Source organism: Pseudomonas sp. LB3P31 (assembly GCF_054897945.1).
Genome location: NZ_CM142710.1, coordinates 58,080 through 77,938 on the forward strand (window position 1 = coordinate 58,080; position 19,859 = coordinate 77,938).

12 protein-coding genes are annotated in these 19,859 nt (G+C 58.8%); all 12 read left to right on the forward strand.

Features of this window, described 5'->3' with window-relative positions; translation table 11 throughout:
* Positions 1-9: 9 nt before the first annotated feature.
* The gene (tssK, locus tag ACYZTK_RS00275) at positions 10-1,365 is read left to right on the forward strand and encodes a type VI secretion system baseplate subunit TssK (RefSeq protein WP_462012591.1); all 1,356 of its coding nucleotides are present in this window, start codon (positions 10-12) and stop codon (positions 1,363-1,365) included.
* Complete coding sequence (gene tssL / locus ACYZTK_RS00280; RefSeq protein WP_462012592.1) at positions 1,362-2,045, forward strand: type VI secretion system protein TssL, short form; 684 nt, start codon at positions 1,362-1,364, stop codon at positions 2,043-2,045. The genes tssK and tssL overlap by 4 nt, the downstream gene beginning before the upstream one ends.
* A gap of 7 nt (positions 2,046-2,052) precedes the next feature.
* Complete coding sequence (locus tag ACYZTK_RS00285; protein WP_462012593.1) at positions 2,053-3,786, forward strand: OmpA family protein; 1,734 nt, start codon at positions 2,053-2,055, stop codon at positions 3,784-3,786.
* Between the two features lie 10 nt (positions 3,787-3,796).
* On the forward strand, positions 3,797-4,288 hold the full coding sequence (locus ACYZTK_RS00290) for an Hcp family type VI secretion system effector (RefSeq protein ID WP_462012594.1): 492 nt from the start codon (positions 3,797-3,799) through the stop codon (positions 4,286-4,288).
* Positions 4,289-4,434: 146 nt separating this feature from the next.
* Positions 4,435-7,059, forward strand: coding sequence for a type VI secretion system ATPase TssH (gene tssH, locus ACYZTK_RS00295; protein WP_462012595.1), 2,625 nt, complete (start codon positions 4,435-4,437; stop codon positions 7,057-7,059).
* A 2-nt stretch (positions 7,060-7,061) separates the two neighbouring features.
* On the forward strand, positions 7,062-9,947 hold the full coding sequence (locus ACYZTK_RS00300) for a type VI secretion system Vgr family protein (RefSeq protein WP_462012596.1): 2,886 nt from the start codon (positions 7,062-7,064) through the stop codon (positions 9,945-9,947).
* Complete coding sequence (locus ACYZTK_RS00305) at positions 9,947-10,369, forward strand: hypothetical protein (RefSeq protein WP_462012597.1); 423 nt, start codon at positions 9,947-9,949, stop codon at positions 10,367-10,369. The genes ACYZTK_RS00300 and ACYZTK_RS00305 overlap by 1 nt, the downstream gene beginning before the upstream one ends.
* A gap of 117 nt (positions 10,370-10,486) precedes the next feature.
* A complete protein-coding gene (locus ACYZTK_RS00310; protein WP_462012598.1) occupies positions 10,487-12,529 on the forward strand; it encodes a lipase family protein in 2,043 nt (680 codons plus the stop codon).
* 24 nt (positions 12,530-12,553) lie between these two features.
* Entirely contained in the window at positions 12,554-13,594 is a 1,041-nt protein-coding gene (locus ACYZTK_RS00315) for a hypothetical protein (protein WP_462012599.1), read from the forward strand.
* Between the two features lie 170 nt (positions 13,595-13,764).
* Positions 13,765-14,925 (forward strand): hypothetical protein, encoded by a 1,161-nt coding sequence (locus ACYZTK_RS00320; RefSeq protein ID WP_462012600.1) that lies wholly within the window; start codon positions 13,765-13,767, stop codon positions 14,923-14,925.
* Positions 14,922-18,275, forward strand: coding sequence for an ImcF-related family protein (locus ACYZTK_RS00325; protein WP_462012601.1), 3,354 nt, complete (start codon positions 14,922-14,924; stop codon positions 18,273-18,275). Before ACYZTK_RS00320 ends, ACYZTK_RS00325 begins: the two co-directional genes overlap by 4 nt.
* Positions 18,272-19,858, forward strand: a complete 1,587-nt coding sequence (gene tssA / locus ACYZTK_RS00330) for a type VI secretion system protein TssA (RefSeq protein WP_462012602.1) — start codon at positions 18,272-18,274, stop codon at positions 19,856-19,858. The genes ACYZTK_RS00325 and tssA overlap by 4 nt, the downstream gene beginning before the upstream one ends.
* Position 19,859: the final 1 nt, after the last annotated feature.

Genomic DNA, 19,859 nt, shown 5'->3' on the forward strand with positions numbered 1-19,859 from the left:
GAAACAGGCATGAAGATCGACCGCCCCCTGTGGGCCGCGGGAGCACTGCTGTGCCCGCAGCAATTCCAGCAACAGGCGCGCTGGGAAGCCTGGGTCAATGAGCGACTGGCGCATCTATCCCTGGTAAATCCCTGGGGAGTGCTGGCGGTGGCGTTCGATCCTGATGCCCTGCGAATGGGCAAGCTCAAGGCCAGCCAGCTGTTGCTGCGCATGCCAGACGGCACCTTGATTGACTCTGATCATGTGGATCGGCTCCCGCCCGGGCTGGAGCTGGACCGACAACTGCCCGACGATATTCGCCACGCCACGGTTTTAGTAGCGTTGCCACTGGAACAGGCCAATGGCGACAACTGTCTGCTCGAAGTGTCTGCCACCGATCGACCTACACGTTATCGTCGGGACTGGCGCAAGGTGCAGGATAGCTACTCCAACGAGGAGCAAACCATCGGCGTGCTCGAGCATATGCTGAGCCTGCGTTTTGACCATAACGAAAATGGCGATTACCTCACCTGCCCGATTGCACGCCTGGTGCGAGACGGGCAGGGCGCCTGGTCCATTGATTCCGCTTACGTGCCGCCGCTACTCAGCTTCGCGGCACACCCAGAGCTGAGGTCTCAGCTCGACAACCTGATGACCCAGCTGTCCGCCAAGCGCCAGCGCCTGATGGGCATGCGGCGCGAGAGCAATCAGCGCATGGCCGATTTTGCCGTGGCAGACGTTTCGCTGTTCTGGTTGCTCAACGCTCTCAACACCTACCAGCCAGTATTGGCTGACCTGCAGGCCTGGCCTGCGCGACATCCGGAACAGGTCTATCTGGAGCTGGCCAAGCTGGCCGGCAGCCTGCTGACCTTTTCCCTGGAACACGATCTCGACCAGATTCCGGCCTATCAGCATCAACAGCTGGAGAACGTATTTCCACCCCTCCTGCGCATGATCTCAACCTTGCTTGAGGCCAGCCTGCCGTCGCGGGTCATTGCCCTGACGCTGGAAGAAACCGGCGCCAACCGCTGGCAGGTGAAACTCAACGATGCGCGCTTGCTGGAGCGTGACGGTGCCGACTTCTATCTGTCGGTGCGCTGCCGCATGCCTGCTGCCGAGTTGCAGGGCCTGTTCCCGCGCCTGTGCAAAGTCGGTGCTCCGGATGACGTGGTGCACCTGATCAACGCCGCGCTCGACGGAGTGCCGTTGCAGGCGCTCAGCCATGTGCCTGCGGCGATTCCGCTGCGCCTGGAAAACCAATATTTCGCCCTCGATCTAGGCCATCCCAAGGGTCTGGCAATGCTGGCCGCCGGGGTCTGCGCCTTCTATGTCCCGAGCACGCTCGTGGACGTGAAACTTGAACTGTTTGCGGTATTACGCACATGAACCTGACTGCATCGAAACAACCCGACTCGGTGGTGCCTGATCTCGACTCGCTGTTGCAGGACAGCTACTTGCTGGTGGTACAGCTGCGCCATGGCGCGTCGGCACACAATGGTGAAGAGCTGATGAGTCTGTGCGTGGAGCAGGTCGAATATGTTCGCCGGCAACTCGAGCGCGGTGGCCTGAGCAAGCGCAGCATCGAGTTGATCAGCCACGCCCAATGCGCCCTGCTCGATGAAACCATGCTCGGCTGTGCTACGGACGTGGCCCATTCCAAATGGGCCAGCGAGTCCTTGCAGGCGAAGTTTTTCAATCGGCATCAAGCCGGTGAATTCCTCTACGAGGAAATGCGCGAGGTGTTGCGCGAACCGGCGCCGGACCTGTCGGTACTGACCGCCTTTCAGCGGGTGCTGACCCTGGGGTTTCGAGGTCGGTATCGCGAGGCGGATGACCCTGAACGGGCGCAGTTGCTGGCGCAGCTTAATGCCCGAGTAGCTCCCCTGCAGCCGGCGCATGCGCTGCCAACTCAAGTGCAGGCCAGTCGGGGCCTGCTGGCACGTTTGCGCTTGCGTACTCCGCTGTCCCACGTTCTGGCGGTTGGCCTGTTGTTGATCGTCGTCTGGTGGGCGATGGATCAGCAGTTGAGGAGCGTGATCGCTGCGCTTCTGCCTGGCCAGGCGTGACACGGCCATGACCCTCAAACTCAAGCAAGGCCTGTGGTTGTGGGCGGGCGCATTGGGCTTGGTGCTGCTGGCCTTGCTTGCGCTGACAACCTGGATTCGCGTAACGGGCGCGTTGATGGTGATCGGCTGTGTGGCGCTGGCCTGGACTCGGGCTGCACGACTGGCTGCACGCCAGCGCGAAGTTCTGGAGCAGGTCGACAATCTGTCCTTGCCACCGGCAGCCTATCGTCAGCCGGTGATCCTGGTTTGCGGCAGCGGTCTGGACGGTCTGTTTGGGGAATCCTGCGCAGTGCGGGCGACCGAGCGTGGCTGCTATCTACGCGTACCCACATTGGATCAGCTGCCAGTTTTGACTGACAGCATCATGGCCATGCGACCAGACTGGGGCGATCAGCTGTGCGTGATGTTTTGCGTCAACCCGGGTGAACACTGTGATGACGCAGTGCTCGGCGGAGAATTGCGCACCTTCAACTATCAGCTCGCGCAGATTCGTAAACGCGGTTTCGCCCTGCCAGTACTACTCGTCAGCTACCTGCAAGCCTTGCGCAGCGAAGGCCCTTGGTTCAGCTGGGAAGCGGGCCAGGCCAGCCCCAGCCTTCGCGATGCAGGAGCGTGCCTGGGCCTGGCCGAATGGCAACGTCATGCAGCCGGCAGCGAGACCCACACGGATCGGTTGTGCACGAGCATTCAGCTCGACAGTGCCGCAGCCTGGCTGGATGAAAAGGTGCTGCCTGCCTTCAGGCATCGGCAAGCGCGCCATGCCGTAAGCCTGCCGGTGGTGTGCGCGATCACGTTCGTCACATCGCTGCCGGGTAACAAGCCCGGCAACTTGTGGCAGCAATGGTTGCGTGAACGGGTGGCGCTGCTGGACGCCGGATCGGCGCTGTCTATGACCAATGCAACACTGCCATTCCCTGATGCGCTGTTGCATCTGCTGCCGATCCGCGCGCTGCGGTTGCCGAGGCGCCGTGCGCAGGTGATCGCGCTGTGGCTATTCGCTGTGGCCGCCGTAGTGGCTCTGGCCAACTCGGCCTGGCAGAACACCTTGCTACTACGCCAGGTCAGCGACGACCTGCGTCGCTACACGTCCATCCCCTTGACCGCACAACGCGCCAGTCCAGAGTTCGCCCAGCGCGAGGCGGCACTGGATGTTTTGCGCGTGGACGCTGATCGCCTCGATGGCTACTACCGATTAGGCGAACCGCTTGCATTGGGCTGGGGGCTGTATCGCGGTGAACGTCTGCGTGAGCGTGTGCTGGCAACGATTGCCGGTCACCGGTACCCGGAGTTGGCGCCAACTCCAGCAGGCAATCCCCGACCCGTTCGGCTGGACAGCCTCTCCTTGTTCAGCACCGGCAGTGCCCAGCTCAGACCTGAGTCAACCAAGGTGTTGATCGACGCCCTGGTCGGCATCAAGGCCCAACCGGGCTGGCTGATCATCATCGCCGGGCATACCGATGCAGTGGGCAGCGATGAGCAGAACCTCAAGCTGTCCCGTGCCCGCGCGGCGGCGGTGCATGAGTGGATGCAACGCATGGGCGGCATTCCCGACAGCTGCTTTGCGGTGCAGGGCTTTGGCAAAAGCCAGCCGATCGCGAGCAACGACACCGAGGCCGGTCGCTCGGCCAATCGGCGAGTTGAAATTCGTCTGGTTCCGGAGCGGGGGGCTTGTGAGTTCCCCAAATTGGGGCCGGATCTGCAACCCCCTGTCGCACAACGCGACGCCAATGTTCTGAAATAAGGAGCTTCACATGGCAACTCCCATTCACCTCTGGCTGCGAATAGATGAGCAAACCAAAATCGACGGCTCAGTGGATGTGAAAGACCGCGAGGGCAGCATTGAAGTGCTCGCCCACGACCATAAAATATCGATCGCCACGGATGACAATACCGGCAAGCTGAAAGGGACACGGGTGCACGGTCCCATCGTGTTTACCAAGGAAATAGACGCATCCAGTCCGCTCATCTACAAGGCAGTTACTACTGGGCAGACCATCAAGTTTGCCGAGTTCAAGTGGTATCGCACTAACGACGACGGCGTCGAAACCGAGTACTACCGGGTTGAGTTGGAAGGCGTAAAGATCGTCAAAGTCGCTGGAAAAATGTACGACGTAAAAGACCCTTCCAAAGAGAAGCACAACCACCTGGAAGAGATCGAGTTCCGCTACGAAAAGATCACTTGGACTTACGTCGAAGGCACCCTTAAACACTCCGATTCGTGGAAAGAGCGCGAGACCGCTTAATGCATGAGAGCCAGCGGACACTCGTCCGCTGGTTTGGAGTGTGGGGGCACTGACCGTTCGCGGTCGAGCTTTCCTGCACACCTCGCTGCTAGTTATGTCTTGCTCCACCGACGAAACACCAAAAATTCCGAACAGGATGCCTCCGCATGCCTCAAAACTCCGCGCGCCTGCTGCGCCGCCTCAACCCTTACTGCGCCCAGGCTCTAAGTGCGGCGGCCACACTGTGTCAAAGCCGTGCCCACGCACACATCAGCATTGAACACTGGCTGCTCAAGTTGCTGGAGCAAGGCGAGGGCGACCTGACCCTGATTGCCCGGCGCTACGAGTGGGACATGGACGCCCTCTGGCGCGGCCTGCTCGACTACCTCGACAGCCTTCCATGCAGCGTGCGGACCAAGCCGCAATTGTGCGCCAGGCTGCAGCAACTGATCAGTAACGCTTGGCTGCGTGCATCCCTGGACAGCCAGGAAACCCTGCGTTCGGCGCATCTGCTCGGCGCACTGCTGGAGACACCCGGCCTGTTGGCATGCGATGCCACCTGGCCGTTACTCAGCCTCAGCGAAACCCAGCTGCAGCAGCTGTCTGGGATTCTTGATCAACATTCACAGGAGCGTTCGCAGGTGCAGCAAGAAGCTGCGCTGGACCAAAGCTTCGATACCGCAACTCCCGGCGCAGTGACCAATGACGCCTTGCTCGCCGTGCTCGACAAGTTCACCCAGGACATCACCGCCAAGGCCAGGGCAGGGCAGATCGATCCGGTCTTCGGGCGCGATGACGAAATCCGCCAGGTCATCGACATTCTCAGCCGCCGCCGCAAGAACAACCCGATCCTGGTCGGCGAGCCCGGAGTGGGCAAGACCGCCCTGGTCGAAGGACTGGCACTGCGCATCGCCGACGGCAACGTTCCCGACAGCCTCAAACCTGTCAGCGTACGCACTCTCGACCTGGGTCTATTGCAGGCCGGTGCGGGCGTTAAAGGCGAGTTCGAACAGCGCCTGAAAAACGTGATCGACGCCGTGCAGCAGTCCGCCCACCCGGTGCTGCTGTTCATCGACGAGGCCCACACCCTGATCGGTGCCGGCAACCAGGCCGGCGGCGCCGATGCCGCCAACTTGCTTAAACCGGCCCTCGCTCGTGGCGAGCTACGCACCATCGCCGCCACCACCTGGAGCGAGTACAAGCAGTACTTCGAGCGCGATGCTGCGCTGGAGCGGCGCTTCCAGATGGTCAAGGTCGACGAGCCGGATGATGACAGCGCGTGCCTGATGCTGCGCGGCCTCAAGGCGCGCTACGCCAGTCACCACGGCGTGCATATCCAGGACGCGGCAGTGCAGGCGGCAGTCAACCTGTCACGGCGCTACATGACCGGGCGGCAGCTGCCGGACAAGGCCGTCGACCTGCTCGACACCGCCAGCGCCCGAGTGCGCATGAGCCTCGACTGCGAACCGCAGGCGCTGGTGCGGATCAAGGCCCAGCAAGCGGCGCTCGATCTGGAGCAACAGGCGCTGGAAGAAGATGCGCGGCTCAGCGGCTTTGCATCAAGCGACCGCCTGAAGATCATCGCCGCACAGCACGCCGAGTTCGCTCGCCAGCGACTCGACATCGAGCAGCAATACCAGCAAGAACTCGAGCTGACCCGGCAACTGCTAGACGCGCGCCAGGCCGGATCGCCGGACATGACGCTGTGCGCAGAAGTGCAGCAACGACTGAGCGACATCCAGGGCAACCACCCCTTGCTGTCCCTGGACGTCAGTGCACGCAATGTCGCCGAAGTCATCGCCGACTGGACCGGCGTGCCCCTGGGCAGCCTGCTCAAAGACGAACAGGCCAGTCTGCTGGCACTGGAACAACACCTGAGCGCGCGAGTCATCGGCCAGGATCACGCCCTCGGCGCGCTCGCCCAACGACTGCGCGCAGCCAAGACCGGCCTGACCGCAGACCAAGCTCCACTGGGCGTCTTCCTGCTGGTAGGCACCAGCGGCGTCGGCAAGACCGAAACCGCCCTGGCCCTGGCCGATTGCCTGTTCGGCGGCGAAAAATCCCTGATCACCCTGAACCTCTCCGAGTACCAGGAAGCCCACACCGTCAGCCAGCTCAAGGGCTCACCGCCAGGCTACGTCGGCTACGGCCAGGGTGGCGTGCTCACCGAAGCCGTGCGCCAGCGGCCCTACAGTGTGGTGCTGCTGGATGAGGTGGAAAAGGCTCACCGCGACGTACTCAACCTGTTCTATCAAGTCTTCGACCGCGGTTTCATGCGAGACGGCGAAGGGCGGGAAATTGACTTCCGCAACACCGTCATTCTGATGACCTCAAACTTGGGCAGCGATGAACTGCAAAACGGCCTGCAGGAACAGCCCGACGCATCCGACAGCACCCTGCACGAATGGCTACGCCCGACCCTGCGCGAGCACTTCCAGCCAGCCTTGCTCGCCCGTTTCCAGACCCTGATCTACCGCCCGCTGCAAACCGATGCACTCAAGCGCATCGTCGCCATGAAACTCGCCCAGGTCGGCAAACGGCTGCAGCGCCATTACGGCCTGAGCTGCCAGGTAGACGACGTGCTCACCGACGCCCTGGTCGCCGCCTGCCTGCTGCCGGACACGGGCGCTCGCAACATCGACAGCCTGCTCAACCAGCAGATTTTGCCGGTGCTCAGTCAGCAGTTGCTGCAGCGCCAGGCAGCGCAGCAAAAAACACGGGGTGTGGTACTTGGTTATAGCGACGATGAAGGCATCACGTTGCAGTTTGTCGACGCGATTGAGGGGGCCTGACCATGTCCACCAAATTCACCAATGAACATGATGTCTACACCTACGACCACAACCTCTACATCCTTGAAGTCAGCGGCGTGGACACCCACCTCGACGTCCTGTGCTTCCACGGCGAAGAGCAACTCAGCCAGCCTTTCACCTATTGCATCGAATTCACCGCCAGCGACCTCGACCTCGCGGCTGAAACAATCCTCAACCGCATAGCCAGCTTCAGCCTCTATCCTTCCGGAAAACCGAAGATCCCCCGCGGATTCATCGTCCCCGACTTCAACCCGCTACGCACCGTGCACGGCGTGATCACTGCCTTCAAGCGCCTGTCCGCGTCGATTGACGAAGCCCGCTACGAAGTAACCCTGCAGCCCCGTTTGGCACTGCTCGGCCGTGGCCAGCAGTTCCGCATCTACCAAAATCAGTCGGTAGACCAGATCGTCAAAAACATCCTGCGTGATCGCCACAGCTTCGAGAACAACGAGTTCCGCTTTGAGCTGACCCGCGAATACCCCAGGCGCGAACAGGTCATGCAATACGCAGAATCGGACCTGACCTTCCTCAACCGCCTGCTGGCCGATGTCGGCATCTGGTACCGCTTCGACAGCGAAGAAAAATACAACGTGGGCGTCGTGTATTTCCATGACGACTACGGCCACTACAAACAACCGCGGATCGAACTGCCCACCTACACACCCTCTGGCCTCAACAGCGACGGTCAGGACGCGGTGTGGGACCTGCAGACCAGCCATCAGGTGGTGGAAAAGCACGTCAATATCCGCAGCTATAACCCTCAGGACATCCACGCCTATCTGGACGGCGAAATCGACCAGACCCGCGGTGTCCGCACCACCTACGGCGAGGCCTACCACTATGCCGAACCCTATACCGAGCTCAGCAATCGCTACGACTTTTACGAAAAGCTGCCCACCGAAAGCGGCTACTTCTACGCCCGCCTGCGCCACGAACGCTACCTCAACAACCAGGCGCGCCTCAGCGGCGTCAGCAGCAGCGCCATGCTCACGCCAGGCCAGATCCTCGACATCCAAGGCGACCCGCTGCAGAGCTTCAAACTCGGCTCGGTGCTCACCCACCTGAGCACTCGCGGCGCCCGCGACCGCACCTTTACCGTCAACTTCAAGTCCATCCCCTGGTCGCCCGACGTGTGCTTTCGCCCACCTGTGCCGCCCAAGCCAAAAATGGCTGGCACCATTCCGGCCCGGTTGACCAGCCCGACGGTTAATTACCCGTACTCCGAGATCGACCTAAAAGGGCGTTATCGGGTGAGCTTCATGTTCGACCGCGATACGTGGGAGAAAGGCGGGGAGAGCATGTGGCTGCGCTTGGCTCGGCCCTATGCCGGGGATACCTATGGGCTGCATTTTCCGTTAATCCCGGGTACCGAAGTGGCGGTGGCTTTCGAGCAGGGCGACCCGGACCGGCCGTATATCGCGCATGCGCTGCACGACAACGAACATCCCGATCATGTGACGCTGGCGAAGAGTAACTACCGGCGCAACGTGCTGCGCACGCCGGCGAATAACAAGCTGCGCATGGAAGATGACCGGGGGGTGGAACACATCAAGCTCAGTACTGAGCACAGCGGCAAGAGCCAGCTCAATCTTGGCCATCTGGTTAATGCAGGCAAACAAAAGCGCGGTGAAGGGTTTGAGCTGCGCACCGATGGCAAAGGAGCGATCAGGGCAGGGAAGGGGCTCTTCATCAGCGCCGATGAACAGACCAAGGCTGAAGGTGGCCAGCTCGACATGGAGGCGGCTATCTCCCAGCTCGAAGATGCGTTGTCGCTGGCTCGCTCACTCGCCCAAGCCGCACGCAGCGCAGCGTCGACCGCTGGCGATACCGATAGCCAGCAGCGTCTAGCCCAGGCACTCATGGGTTTGGCCCAACCTGGCGTGCTGGTGCATGCGCCTGCGGGCATCGGCATAGTCAGCCCGAAAGCCGTCTGCCTGTCCTCCGGAGCTGAAAGCGTCGTGATCGTTGCCGCACAAAATACTGACATCAGCGCCGGGAAGCACATCACGGCAGTTGCTGAGGAAGGCGTCAGCGTTTTCGCCACAAGCGCAGACCTAAAACTGAAAGCAGGCAAAGGCAAAGTCGATTTGCATGCGCTGGGCGGCAGCCTGCACGCGCTGGCGAAGACCGACGTCAAGATCGAAAGCGTGGCCGGGCGCGTAGAAATTACCGCCCCGCAAGAACTCGTCCTTAATTGCGGCGGGGCCTACATTCGCTTGAAAGGCGGCGAAATAGAACTGGGTGCCCCCGGCAACATTTACCTCAAAGCCGCCCATGTACAACAAACGGGTGCTGCCAGCCTCACTACTGTCGCTTCACCGCTACCCGGCGGCTACTCCGCCGGGTACGACTTGAAAGATGAAGCTCAGATGCCGCAACCGTTTACCCGCTATCGAATTACCACCCAGCAAGGGGAGGTGTTTAGTGGGGTAACGGATAAAAATGGCCAGACTATGAGCGTTCATACGTTGGTGCCTGGAAATCTCACAATTGCAGCTCCGGATGATCTATCAAAATCCGGCCCGGGGTGCTGGGTGACAATTGATCATAATTACCATGGCTTAAAAAATACGGCTTCGATGTTACTTAACCGTTTAATGTCGATGGGAGATGAGGGACGACTATTCGGGTCAGATGGCAAGGATTATGCCAATACCAGACGCGACAAAGTTCAGGAGTGGCAGCGCTTTCTCGAAGATGCCGATGAACCTATCGTAGCGCAATCCGCCCACCATCTTTATGGCAGTAGACGATATATAGCTCAAACATTTCTGGAAGGCGATGACGCGTGGGTCAAAGGTGGCAAGTCGTGGTACTGGCAACCTGCGATAGCGGACACCGTCAATGAGCTGAAGGGGATCAGTTAATGAAAGCCCGATATGTATATATGTTTTGGGGTGGGGCGGATTTTTTGTACATCGCGTGGGTGTGCTTCCTGAATTTCTCAGAGGGGAAGGTTCCGTTGTTTAGCGATATACAGTCCTACGTTCAGTTGAGTGCGGAGCATGGATGGGTGTCTGGTGTACTTTTGACACTCTCGCTTTTCCTGAATATTTCTATCGTGATTTCGATGGTCATGTTCTTTCGCTGTACTAATTATGTCCGTTATCTGGTGTGCTTGCAGACGCCGATGAGACTCTTGCTGGCTGTACCTTCGCTGGCATTTATACCGGTGCTTGTGAAATACGGGGAAGTAACCTCGGTGATGGTTTTGCTTGGTCTTCTAGTGATCTCAGAAGTCGCGAAGCTTTTGTCGACGTTTTGGGCGTGCAAATCACAGCGGGGCTGACACTCCCAAGTTTCAGGCGATGCCTGAGCATTCGAATTATTCGTGCTTGTCGTTTGTTCATTTTGGAATAACCGACTGCGCCGCAGTTGTTAAATCAATCAATATCAAGGGGCAGGCATGAACGACGCATCACATCGGACAGATACACTTAATCCACGCAAAAATTTTCAGACAGGTGCTTCTAGAAAATATTGGATTGAATTCCAGCTGTTGGATGAGCAGGGCGATCCGCTTGCGAACATGCCATACCGGGCAACCAATGAGGCTACTCGCGAAGCTATGGTGCCTGAGTACACTGGACAAAGTGATGGTCAAGGTCTGATCCGGATTGAAGGTCTGCACCCGCTAGCCATCACCCTGCTGCTGGAAGCAGATCCACTGGCGGAGCAACTGCAGAGTCGTCGATTACGTGCGACCCGGCCGGAGCCGCGCCGCCCTGGTTTGGGTGATGCTACGCCGCTGTATGGCCCTCAACGTGTGGGATTCTCACCGATCGAATTACAGGCGCGGGCTGCGGGTAAGGGGTATCACTATCTGCGTATTGGGCAGCTGTGCGATCGGGAACCAGGTTTCACTCCTTCACTAGATGATGCAAGTCAAGAGTACCTGTTCCATTTTCCTGATCAGAATTTTCAAGGCTTCACTGTGAGCGACGAACAATTGAATCGGCAGCATGTTCTTGAAGTTTGTCCGTTTCGGGCTTGGTCGATGGTGCTACATCACCAATCCGAGTACAGCCTTGTTAATGCTTACAACTTGGGGCTGGTGAGTATATTGGCATACAGCAGTCGGCCTGCACTGGAGTTAGGAGGGGTCGAAGAATTTTTTGATCAACAATGTCTGGACTTGTCGCGTACACCGCGTGTTTGGGATAACGGCCAAGCATGGCCCTGTGTAGTCACGGATGTTCCATTTAACGATCGGTACTCTATCGCCAGATCATTAGACACAGCGAAGGCCGATGAGCCAGAGGGACGTACCCAATTTTGTTACGCAATTAGTGCATCGCACATTTTGGTAGCCTGGCGGGGTACTGAAATGGATGGTTTTGCTGATTTGCGTACTGATGTGACATTTCGGCCAGTCGAACCTAAGATTTCAGAAAGTTGCGAAACAAAAGTCTCGTGTGGTGATCTAGCGTCCAAAGGTAGCGTCCACTTAGGCTTTCGCGATGCGTTTAAAATAGCTAGACGAATATATGCTAAGCATTTTGAAGAAATGATCTATGGGAACGTCGATGGCAAGAACTTGTTTGTTTGTGGGCATAGCCTTGGCGGGGCTTTAGGCCTCATCTATGCCGTCTCGATCAAAGAAAAGAAACCTTTGCTCTACACCTACGGAATGCCTCGAACCTTCACTCTAAATGCTCTGGAGTCTTTCGAACAACTAATGCACTTCCGACATGTCAACGACACTGACCTGATCCCCAGCGTTCCTCCAGAAGCTGCTCTGGATAACTATTTGTATGACCTATATGGTCCTTTGGGTACGACTTTGGGTTTTGCATGGTCGATGCTGCAACTGACGACTAATGCCCTGATTAAGCGTGGCGATCCATTTTGTCATCATGGCGAAATCGCCATGTTTTTCAAGACCGAGCAACACCTGCAGACTCGCGGTTCGGATTATCCAGCTTATCGCAACAAAGACGGTCTGGGCGCTCCATATCACAACACGATTGCCCGTCGCCTACCCGAGAAGGCCAAGTTGTACCTCGTGCCCAGTCTTGGCCCAGATGATGACCAGCAGGCTGAACAGGCACAAGGGCGCTTGATTGGTTCGCTGGACAGTGCCAATCGAGCCAAATATTTCCCTCCTCTGGGTAATGCTAAATCCGGCCGTTTATTGGGCCTCGGAAACCACTTCATGTCGGAGTATCAGCCCTACATCCACAACCAACTGCTTGAGTCGATCAATCCTGAACGCGAGCCTTTGCTGGAACGACAGTCGCAACGTCAGAAGTTCGAGCAGCAGATGAGAGAGCATGCCGCAAACATTCCCGAGGATGAGCATTCTCGTAATCGTATGTTTCTTCACTTGCAGACTTTGATGGGGCAGGCCTTGCGCTCAACACAGCAGTTGGACGGTGGTGCAGAGGCGCTACTGCGTTTCGACGGCGTGGCTGACCCATTAGCCTATTACGAGAAAACCTGGGGTTAAGCCATAGCAGCGGAGGAAACATCTATGACTTTAAAAATTAAAATTACGTTTATTTGTATGTTTTTCAGCTTGATCGGGTGTGCCAGCCCGAGGGACAGAAGCCTTTCGCCCCCTCCAGATAGCGAGAAAATCAATATCACTGTGAAGGTGCCTAAGGATTTAGAGGTAGAAACTCTTGAAGTGATGTATCGCTCAGCTACTTGCAAGCGCATAACTCATGGGGCTAGCGGGCAGCGAGTTGAATTAGATGGGTATCATGGCATCGATTTGCGACTGCAACGTCAAGGAAACACTGACCTATATGTGGCCGACGTGCCTAAGGATGGCGGTGGAGCCTGTAAATGGCATTTGGCAAATGTGACATTTGGTGTCGCGTATGCCACCCCGACAAGCTTTGGTGAGTCTGTAAAATATGGGGCGGGTGGGGGTGTTGTAGTGATGTTCGACCACAACAATTCTCCACAAGGAGGCGCGGACTTCAAGGTTGATGGTGATGTTGTAATCAAAAGGGATTATTTCCCTTGGGTTCACGAGAGCTTCCTGGGTGGATACAGGAAGCGCGTTAGCCTTGCCGGCAGAGGGCACATCTATTTAATGTATCGAGCATTGAACGCGAGAAAAATCTATTTTAAACCCGTGTTGCATTCTGAATATTTAGTCACCTCTCAAGCACCGAAAGTACACAAGGTTGGAGATTTTATAAAGTTTACATACCCCGATGGCAGTGTAGTGGCCGAGAGTCAAGCGCGGCCTGATTACTATAAGCTACAAACTATCCGAACGGGCCGCGATTCGTATTGTTTTTCACCGAGGTACTACTCTCGCTGTCCGGACCGCCGTCCGCAGTTGCTTCCCGAACTTCTGCCTGAAAAGGAGATGCCCGGATATGGGCGCTATGCAGTGGCAGATGAGTGGGGGAATGAATTGACTTCCTTCGCTTATCGACTTTTCGGCAAGAACGGCGAGAAGTTTGAAGGGAAGAGCGGGCTTAAAGGACTTACACGTCCGATACCAGACAGTGCCCTCCCTTTAACAAAGGTCGAGTTTCCCGAGCGTTTGTGGTGAAGCATTTCGAAACTAACTAAATATTAAACAAATGCACATCTTCGGTGCGGAGATGATGGAGTCCGATATTTATGTTCAAGGCAATTGATTTATTAGTCGATAAAATTTCCCGTGCCTGGCCGGTGCTATCTGGCTCGTCCACCACTTACCCTTACAGGGTGGGCTAAGCCATGGCATGGGATCGGCTTACTGCCGAAGAGGTGCAAGCTCCCGCGCCCCTTTTCATAGCTCGTTGGGCATTAGCGGCGGGCGTGGCAATTGCGGTCGGCGCACTACTGTTTTTTGTTTATGCCTCCAACCGGGCGCCGCAAATGCAGGTATTCAATATCTGGATTTTGGCTGCTGCGCCTTTGCTTGCCTGGGTGTTGATCTTCAGTGCTCGTGCCTACGCCTATGGCAACGCGCTTGAGCGTCACGAGTTCCTCAACGAAGAGGCGCGAAACGTGCAGCAGTCCTGGCAAGACTGGGCGCAACGCCATCTGGCCGTACACGCCAGCTGTGTGGTTTTACCGGACCAGGTGTCCGCCAGCACGCTGATTCAGACTGCTCTTATTTTGCCGCCGCGTGACGGACAGGCTCGACGAATTGCGGCATTACCGGCGCAGGGCGATCGCGCACAGGCCGGGCTGCAGTTGTTAGTGCAGGCAATGGCGGCCGTGCTGGTGACCTTGCCTAAAGAGCAGACGTTGCGGGTCACTCTGCTCAGTGATGTTGCTACGGATAAACCCGAGCAATTGCGTGATGCCTGGCAAACGCTCTGGACCACTGCAACGGGTCAACCGCCATGCGCCACTGTCAACGTGACCTCTGAATTGCCCTGTCAGTGGGTCGACGAAAAACTGAAGACAGCCAGCGCCGAGTTCGAGTTGATCCTCGTCGTGCAAGTGAGCGGCGAGAGTGCCTATTCCGACGGGCTGGCGGCGTTACTTCTGTGCCCGGATAAATTGGCCGATGCGTGGGGGCTGCCGGTTCACGGAAAACTGCTGCGACCGATGCCGTTGGATATCACCGCGCTCGAGACCGAGCTGCCGCTGTTCCTGCAATCCCAAACCTGCGCCCGTGAGGCGACAGCCGTGCTGGCAGACAGTGCGGACTGGCGACCCGCGCTGGGCCAGATCGCTATCGTCGGTAGCGCTCGTGGCACTTCCCTGCCAATTGAAAAACAGTGGGTTCAAGAGAGCTTCAGTGGCGTGTCAGGACCCTTCAGTCACTGGCTGGTGGCTGCGCTTGGCGTAGACATAGCGCGGCACCAACAGCGGCCATTGCTGATGTTGGCACACGATCAATCGCAGCACTGGATCAGCACCATCACCAGCAGGGAATTGGCATGAAACCTTCAAATAACATGTGGCGCCGAGGTGGGGCGGCGGCGTGGATCGTCGCTTTGTCAGCTGCACTGGGATGGGCAATGAGCACCTATGGCGATCGTATAGGGCTGGTCGAAGACCATCAGCAGGTGCTGGCTTCGTTGCTGGTGATCTCCATCGCGGCAATGCTTGCTTTCGGGCCTCGCTTGCTGACTTATTTGCGGCAACTGAGTCATCGTGAGCAGGAGAAGGCGAACAGGGTTTACCCGGATCAGGACAAGGCGTTATCGCCGCCTGCCAAGCCTGAATTTAATCTCGCCGCACTTCGTACAGAACTGCGAAACCGCCATGGTGATTTCTGGCGCTACAAAATCCGTCTTTTGCTTGTTGTCGGCGAACCTGAGCAGGTCCAGGCCATCGCCCCCGGCCTTGCCGCCAACCATTGGTTGGAAGGCGAGGACACCGTTCTGATTTGGGGCGGCAGCATCTCGGTCAAACCAGTCGAAGCCCAGCTCAAACAATACCGCTGCCTGAGCCGGTGGCGCGCGCTCGATGGTGTGATCTGGGCCCTCAGCAAAGAGCAAACCAGCGACAGTGCCGCCATGGGCACCGGCGCACGCCATCTGCAAAAGCTGGCCCGCCTATTGAAATGGCAACTGCCCCTGTACCTCTGGCAAGTCTGCGACAGCCAGTGGCCCCAGCCTCAACGTCCATCGCAACCGGTCGGCTGCCTGTTGCCTGCTAACGCCACCGCGTTGGAACTGGAAACCAGCCTTGAGCAACTGATCAAACCCCTGCACGACAGCGGCTGGGTGCAGTTGCAAACGGATATGAAACACGACTTCATGCTGCGCCTGTCCCGCGACCTGCAAGTCGAGGGCATTGCCCGCTGGCGGCAGGCGCTGCTGCCGTTGTTTGGCGAGTTCGGACGGGGAGTGCCGTTACGCGGGTTGTGGTTCAGCCTGCCGTTGCCAGTGCACAAAGATTACGACAATCACCTTTGGCCCGTTGACCCGGCTTGGCAGGGCGTGCTCGACGACAGGGCCTTTTACAATCGTCGCTTGAGTCGGCACCCGATCCAGATGGGTGCCAAAATCGCCGTGTGCGTGGCGCTGGTGTGGATTGCCGGTTTGGGGCTGTCCTACCTCAGCAACCGCACCCAGATCGCCCAGGTGCAAACCTCCCTGGCAGCGTTAAGTCAATCCGCTGAAGGCGACGCCCAACTGCAGGCCCTCGATCAACTGGTGCGTGAATTATCGCGCCTGGATTACCGCGCCGAACACGGTTCGCCATGGCACCAACGCTTCGGCCTCAACCAGAATCAAAACCTCTCCGACGTAGTCTGGCCCATCTACGTCGAGGCCAACAACCGCCTGCTACGAGACCCTGCCGCAGCCAACCTTCAAGCCAAACTCAACGCCCTGATCAAGCTGCCCCCCGACAGCCCCGAGCGTGGCAAACGGGCCGGTGAGGCCTACGACCAACTCAAGGCCTACCTGATGATGGCGCGCCCAGACAAAGCCGACGCGGCCTTCCTGAGCAAGACCCTGATCAACGCCCAACCCGAGCGCGAAGGCATGTCCCCGGGGTTGTGGTTTGCATTGTCACCCACCTTATGGAAGTTCTACGCCGAGCAATTACCCACGCATCCCGACTGGCGCATCGAAGCCGATCAAACCCTGGTCGCCCAGGCCCGCCGCGTATTGCTCGGACAGATGGGCCAGCGCAATGCGGAGACCACCCAGTACCAAAAAGTCCTTGACGGCGTGGCCAACCATTACCCCGACCTGACGTTGAACCAGATGGTCAACGACACCGATGCCCAAACCTTGTTCAGCACTCGGAAAAGCGTCCCCGGCGTGTTCACCCGCCAGGCCTGGGAAGGCCAGGTACGCCAAGCCATCGACGCCATTGCCGAGGCCCGTCGCGAGGAGATCGACTGGGTCCTCAGCGACCACCCCAAAGACCTCGCCGCCGAGCTGACCCCGGACGTGCTCAAACAACGCCTGACCGAGCGTTACTTCCAGGACTACGCCCGCGCCTGGCTGGATTTCCTCAACAGCCTGCGCTGGCAGAACGTCGACAGTCTGGGTGCGGTGATCGATCAGCTGACGTTGATGAGTGATGTACGCCAGTCGCCGCTGATTGCCTTGATGAATACGCTGTCCTATCAAGGCCAGGCGGGTATGCGAGGACCGGCCTTGGCCGAATCGCTGGTGAAGTCCGCGCAGAAGTTGATGAATCAGGATCAGATCCCGGTGATCGATCAACAGGCTCCATTTAGCACCAGCCCCCTCGACGCGACTTTCGGCCCGCTGCTCGCTCTGCTTGGAAAGGAAGAAAACCAGGGTGACCGCCTGAACCTGCATGCCTTCCTCAACCGCGTGACCCGCGTGCGCCTGAAGCTGCAGCAAGTCAGCACCGCCCCCGACCCGCAGGCCATGACCCAAGCCCTGGCGCAAACCGTGTTTCAGGGCCAGAACGTCGACCTCACCGACACCCAATCCTACGGCAGCCTGGTCGCCGCCAGCCTCGGGGCGGAATGGGGCAGGGTAGGTGAGACGCTGTTTGTGCAACCGCTGGAGCAAGCCTGGCAACGGGTGCTGCAACCGTCGGCGGCGAGCCTCAACCAGCAGTGGCAACGCGCGATCGTCACTGACTGGCATGCCGCTTTCGCCGGCCGTTATCCCTTCGCCGCCACTGCCAGCGATTCGTCTCTGCCGATGCTCGGCCAGATGATCCGCGCTGACTCGGGGCGCATCGAACAGTTCCTGCAACAACAGCTGGGCGGCGTGCTGCGCAAAGAGGGCAGCCGCTGGGTCGCCGATCCACGGCACAGCCAGGGTCTGCGTTTCAACCCACAATTTCTCGCCTCGATCAATCAGCTCAGCCACCTGGCCGACGTTCTCTACACCGATGGCGGCATGGGCATCAGCTTCGAACTACGGGGTAAACCCGTGCGCGATGTGGTGCAGACCATCTTCGTGCTCAACGGCGAAAAACACGATTACTTCAACCAGAAAGAAAGCTGGCAGCGCTTCAGTTGGCCGGGGTTCACCAGCCATCCGGGGACACGGTTGAGCTGGGTCAGCGTGGTGGCCAACCAACGCCTGTTCGGGGATTACGAAGGCACCTGGGGGCTGATCCGCTTGCTGGAGCAGGCGCGGGTTACGCCGCTCAACGACAGCGACAGTTTGCACAGGCTGCAGCTCAGGGCCCCGGATGGCCTGGATTTGACCTGGAACCTGCGCACTGAGCTGGGGATGGGACCGTTGGCGTTGCTCAAGCTGCGGGATTTCAAACTACCGACGCAGATTTTTCTGAGTGAAAACGATCACCCGCAACCAGCTGTGCAAAAGAGGAAAAGCCTATGAGTCTGCGAGCCTTGATCGCCCGCTGCCTGGGAGAACGTGATGCCGTCGCCCTCGGCAACCTGCAGGCTGAGCGTTGGAAAGCCTGGTTGCAACCTGTCACAGCGGACTCGCCCGTCGGCGAAGACCCAGGCTACGACGATGACTTCCAGCGCATGCGTGAAGAGGTCAACAAACTCTCTGGCGCAGATGTCGAGCAGGTCGCGCAACTGGGGGAAAAGCTGATCACGCTGCGCTGCAAGGACCTGCGAATCGCCACCTATTACCTGTGGGCTCGCTTGCATAAGGACGGTGAACGTGGACTGGCTGACGGCCTCGGTCTGCTCGCCGCGCTGGTGGAACGTTTCGCCGGCGACATCCTCCCCGCGCGGCCCATCAGCCGAAAGCTGGCGCTGGAGTGGCTGACCAGCGCCAAGGTACTGGATTGCCTTTCCCAGTACCCGGAAGTGGTGAAGGAGGAGTCGGAGCGCACGGTGGCAGCGCTGGCCTGGCTGGAGCGCGGGCTTGATACCTGGCCGCAGGACCAGCGTCCAGACCTTGGCGCGCTGTATAGCACGTTGTCTGCACGTTTGGCGCAGTCCGGCGGGGTGGATGCGGTGGTTCCACAAAACAGCACGCGCCACGACGTCCATGCACCGATGGCCGCGCCGACTGCCCAGGCGATCAAATCCGGGCGCGACCTTCTCGACAGTGGTCGGATCCTGGCCGGATACCTGCGTGAGCAGCCGCTTGGACGGCTGGCGGCCCAGCGTCTGATCCGCAGTCTGCGCTGGGACACCCTGCATCAGACTCCGCCTCAGGACGCCGCTGGAGTGACTCGCCTGTCACCCCCTAGGGCTGAGTATCGCGCCCAGCTAAAGCGCCTGCATCTGCAACAGGACTGGAGCGAGTTGCTCATTCAGGCGGAGCAAATGTATACCGAGGGCGTCAACCATTTCTGGCTGGATCTGCAGTGGTACGCCTGCCAGGCGCTGAGCAAGCTGCCTGCGCCCCATGACGACTGGGCTGATATCACCAAGCGCGATTTGGGCATGTTCCTCGAGCGCCTGCCGGGTCTGGAAGTACTGTGCTGGAACGACGGAACGCCCTTCGCCGATGAGACCACCCGGGAATGGATCATCCAGCATGTCAGCGGTAATCGCTCGCAGCAGTGGTTACCTGCTCCTGCCGCCATCGCAACGGGCACAGACAACGACATCCTGTCTTTTGAGGTCGAGGCGCTGGCGCAGGCTGACAGTAATGGGGTGGACCAGGCCCTGGCCTGGCTGGCCGCACGCCCCGACATTAAAACCGCGCGCCAGCGCTGGCTGCTACGGCTGCTGATGGCCCGAGTGGCCGAGCAATACAGCAAGAGCGAGCTCGCGGTGCATCTGCTGGGTGAGCTGGATGCCGCTGCGCAACACCACGGTCTGGACACCTGGGAGCCAGAGCTGAATTTCGAGGTCAAGGCCCGCCTGCTCAAGCTGCTGCGCCTGAAAGCTCAACGCAACGACGCCGACAAAATCACCCTTGGCCGACGCATGGAGTCGCTGCTGGCGGCGCTGGTTGCCCTGGATCCGGTACGCGCCGCAGTGCTCTGCGGCTGAA

Excerpts from the sequence above, each read along its gene's own strand:
- tssK (WP_462012591.1), top strand. The coding sequence starts at position 10 with ATGAAGATCGACCGCCCCCTGTGGGCCGCGGGAGCACTGCTGTGCCCG.
- tssL (WP_462012592.1), top strand. The coding sequence starts at position 1,362 with ATGAACCTGACTGCATCGAAACAACCCGACTCGGTGGTGCCTGATCTC.
- ACYZTK_RS00285 (WP_462012593.1), top strand. The coding sequence starts at position 2,053 with ATGACCCTCAAACTCAAGCAAGGCCTGTGGTTGTGGGCGGGCGCATTG.
- ACYZTK_RS00290 (WP_462012594.1), top strand. The coding sequence starts at position 3,797 with ATGGCAACTCCCATTCACCTCTGGCTGCGAATAGATGAGCAAACCAAA.
- tssH (WP_462012595.1), top strand. The coding sequence starts at position 4,435 with ATGCCTCAAAACTCCGCGCGCCTGCTGCGCCGCCTCAACCCTTACTGC.
- ACYZTK_RS00300 (WP_462012596.1), top strand. The coding sequence starts at position 7,062 with ATGTCCACCAAATTCACCAATGAACATGATGTCTACACCTACGACCAC.
- ACYZTK_RS00305 (WP_462012597.1), top strand. The coding sequence starts at position 9,947 with ATGAAAGCCCGATATGTATATATGTTTTGGGGTGGGGCGGATTTTTTG.
- ACYZTK_RS00310 (WP_462012598.1), top strand. The coding sequence starts at position 10,487 with ATGAACGACGCATCACATCGGACAGATACACTTAATCCACGCAAAAAT.
- ACYZTK_RS00315 (WP_462012599.1), top strand. The coding sequence starts at position 12,554 with ATGACTTTAAAAATTAAAATTACGTTTATTTGTATGTTTTTCAGCTTG.
- ACYZTK_RS00320 (WP_462012600.1), top strand. The coding sequence starts at position 13,765 with ATGGCATGGGATCGGCTTACTGCCGAAGAGGTGCAAGCTCCCGCGCCC.
- ACYZTK_RS00325 (WP_462012601.1), top strand. The coding sequence starts at position 14,922 with ATGAAACCTTCAAATAACATGTGGCGCCGAGGTGGGGCGGCGGCGTGG.
- tssA (WP_462012602.1), top strand. The coding sequence starts at position 18,272 with ATGAGTCTGCGAGCCTTGATCGCCCGCTGCCTGGGAGAACGTGATGCC.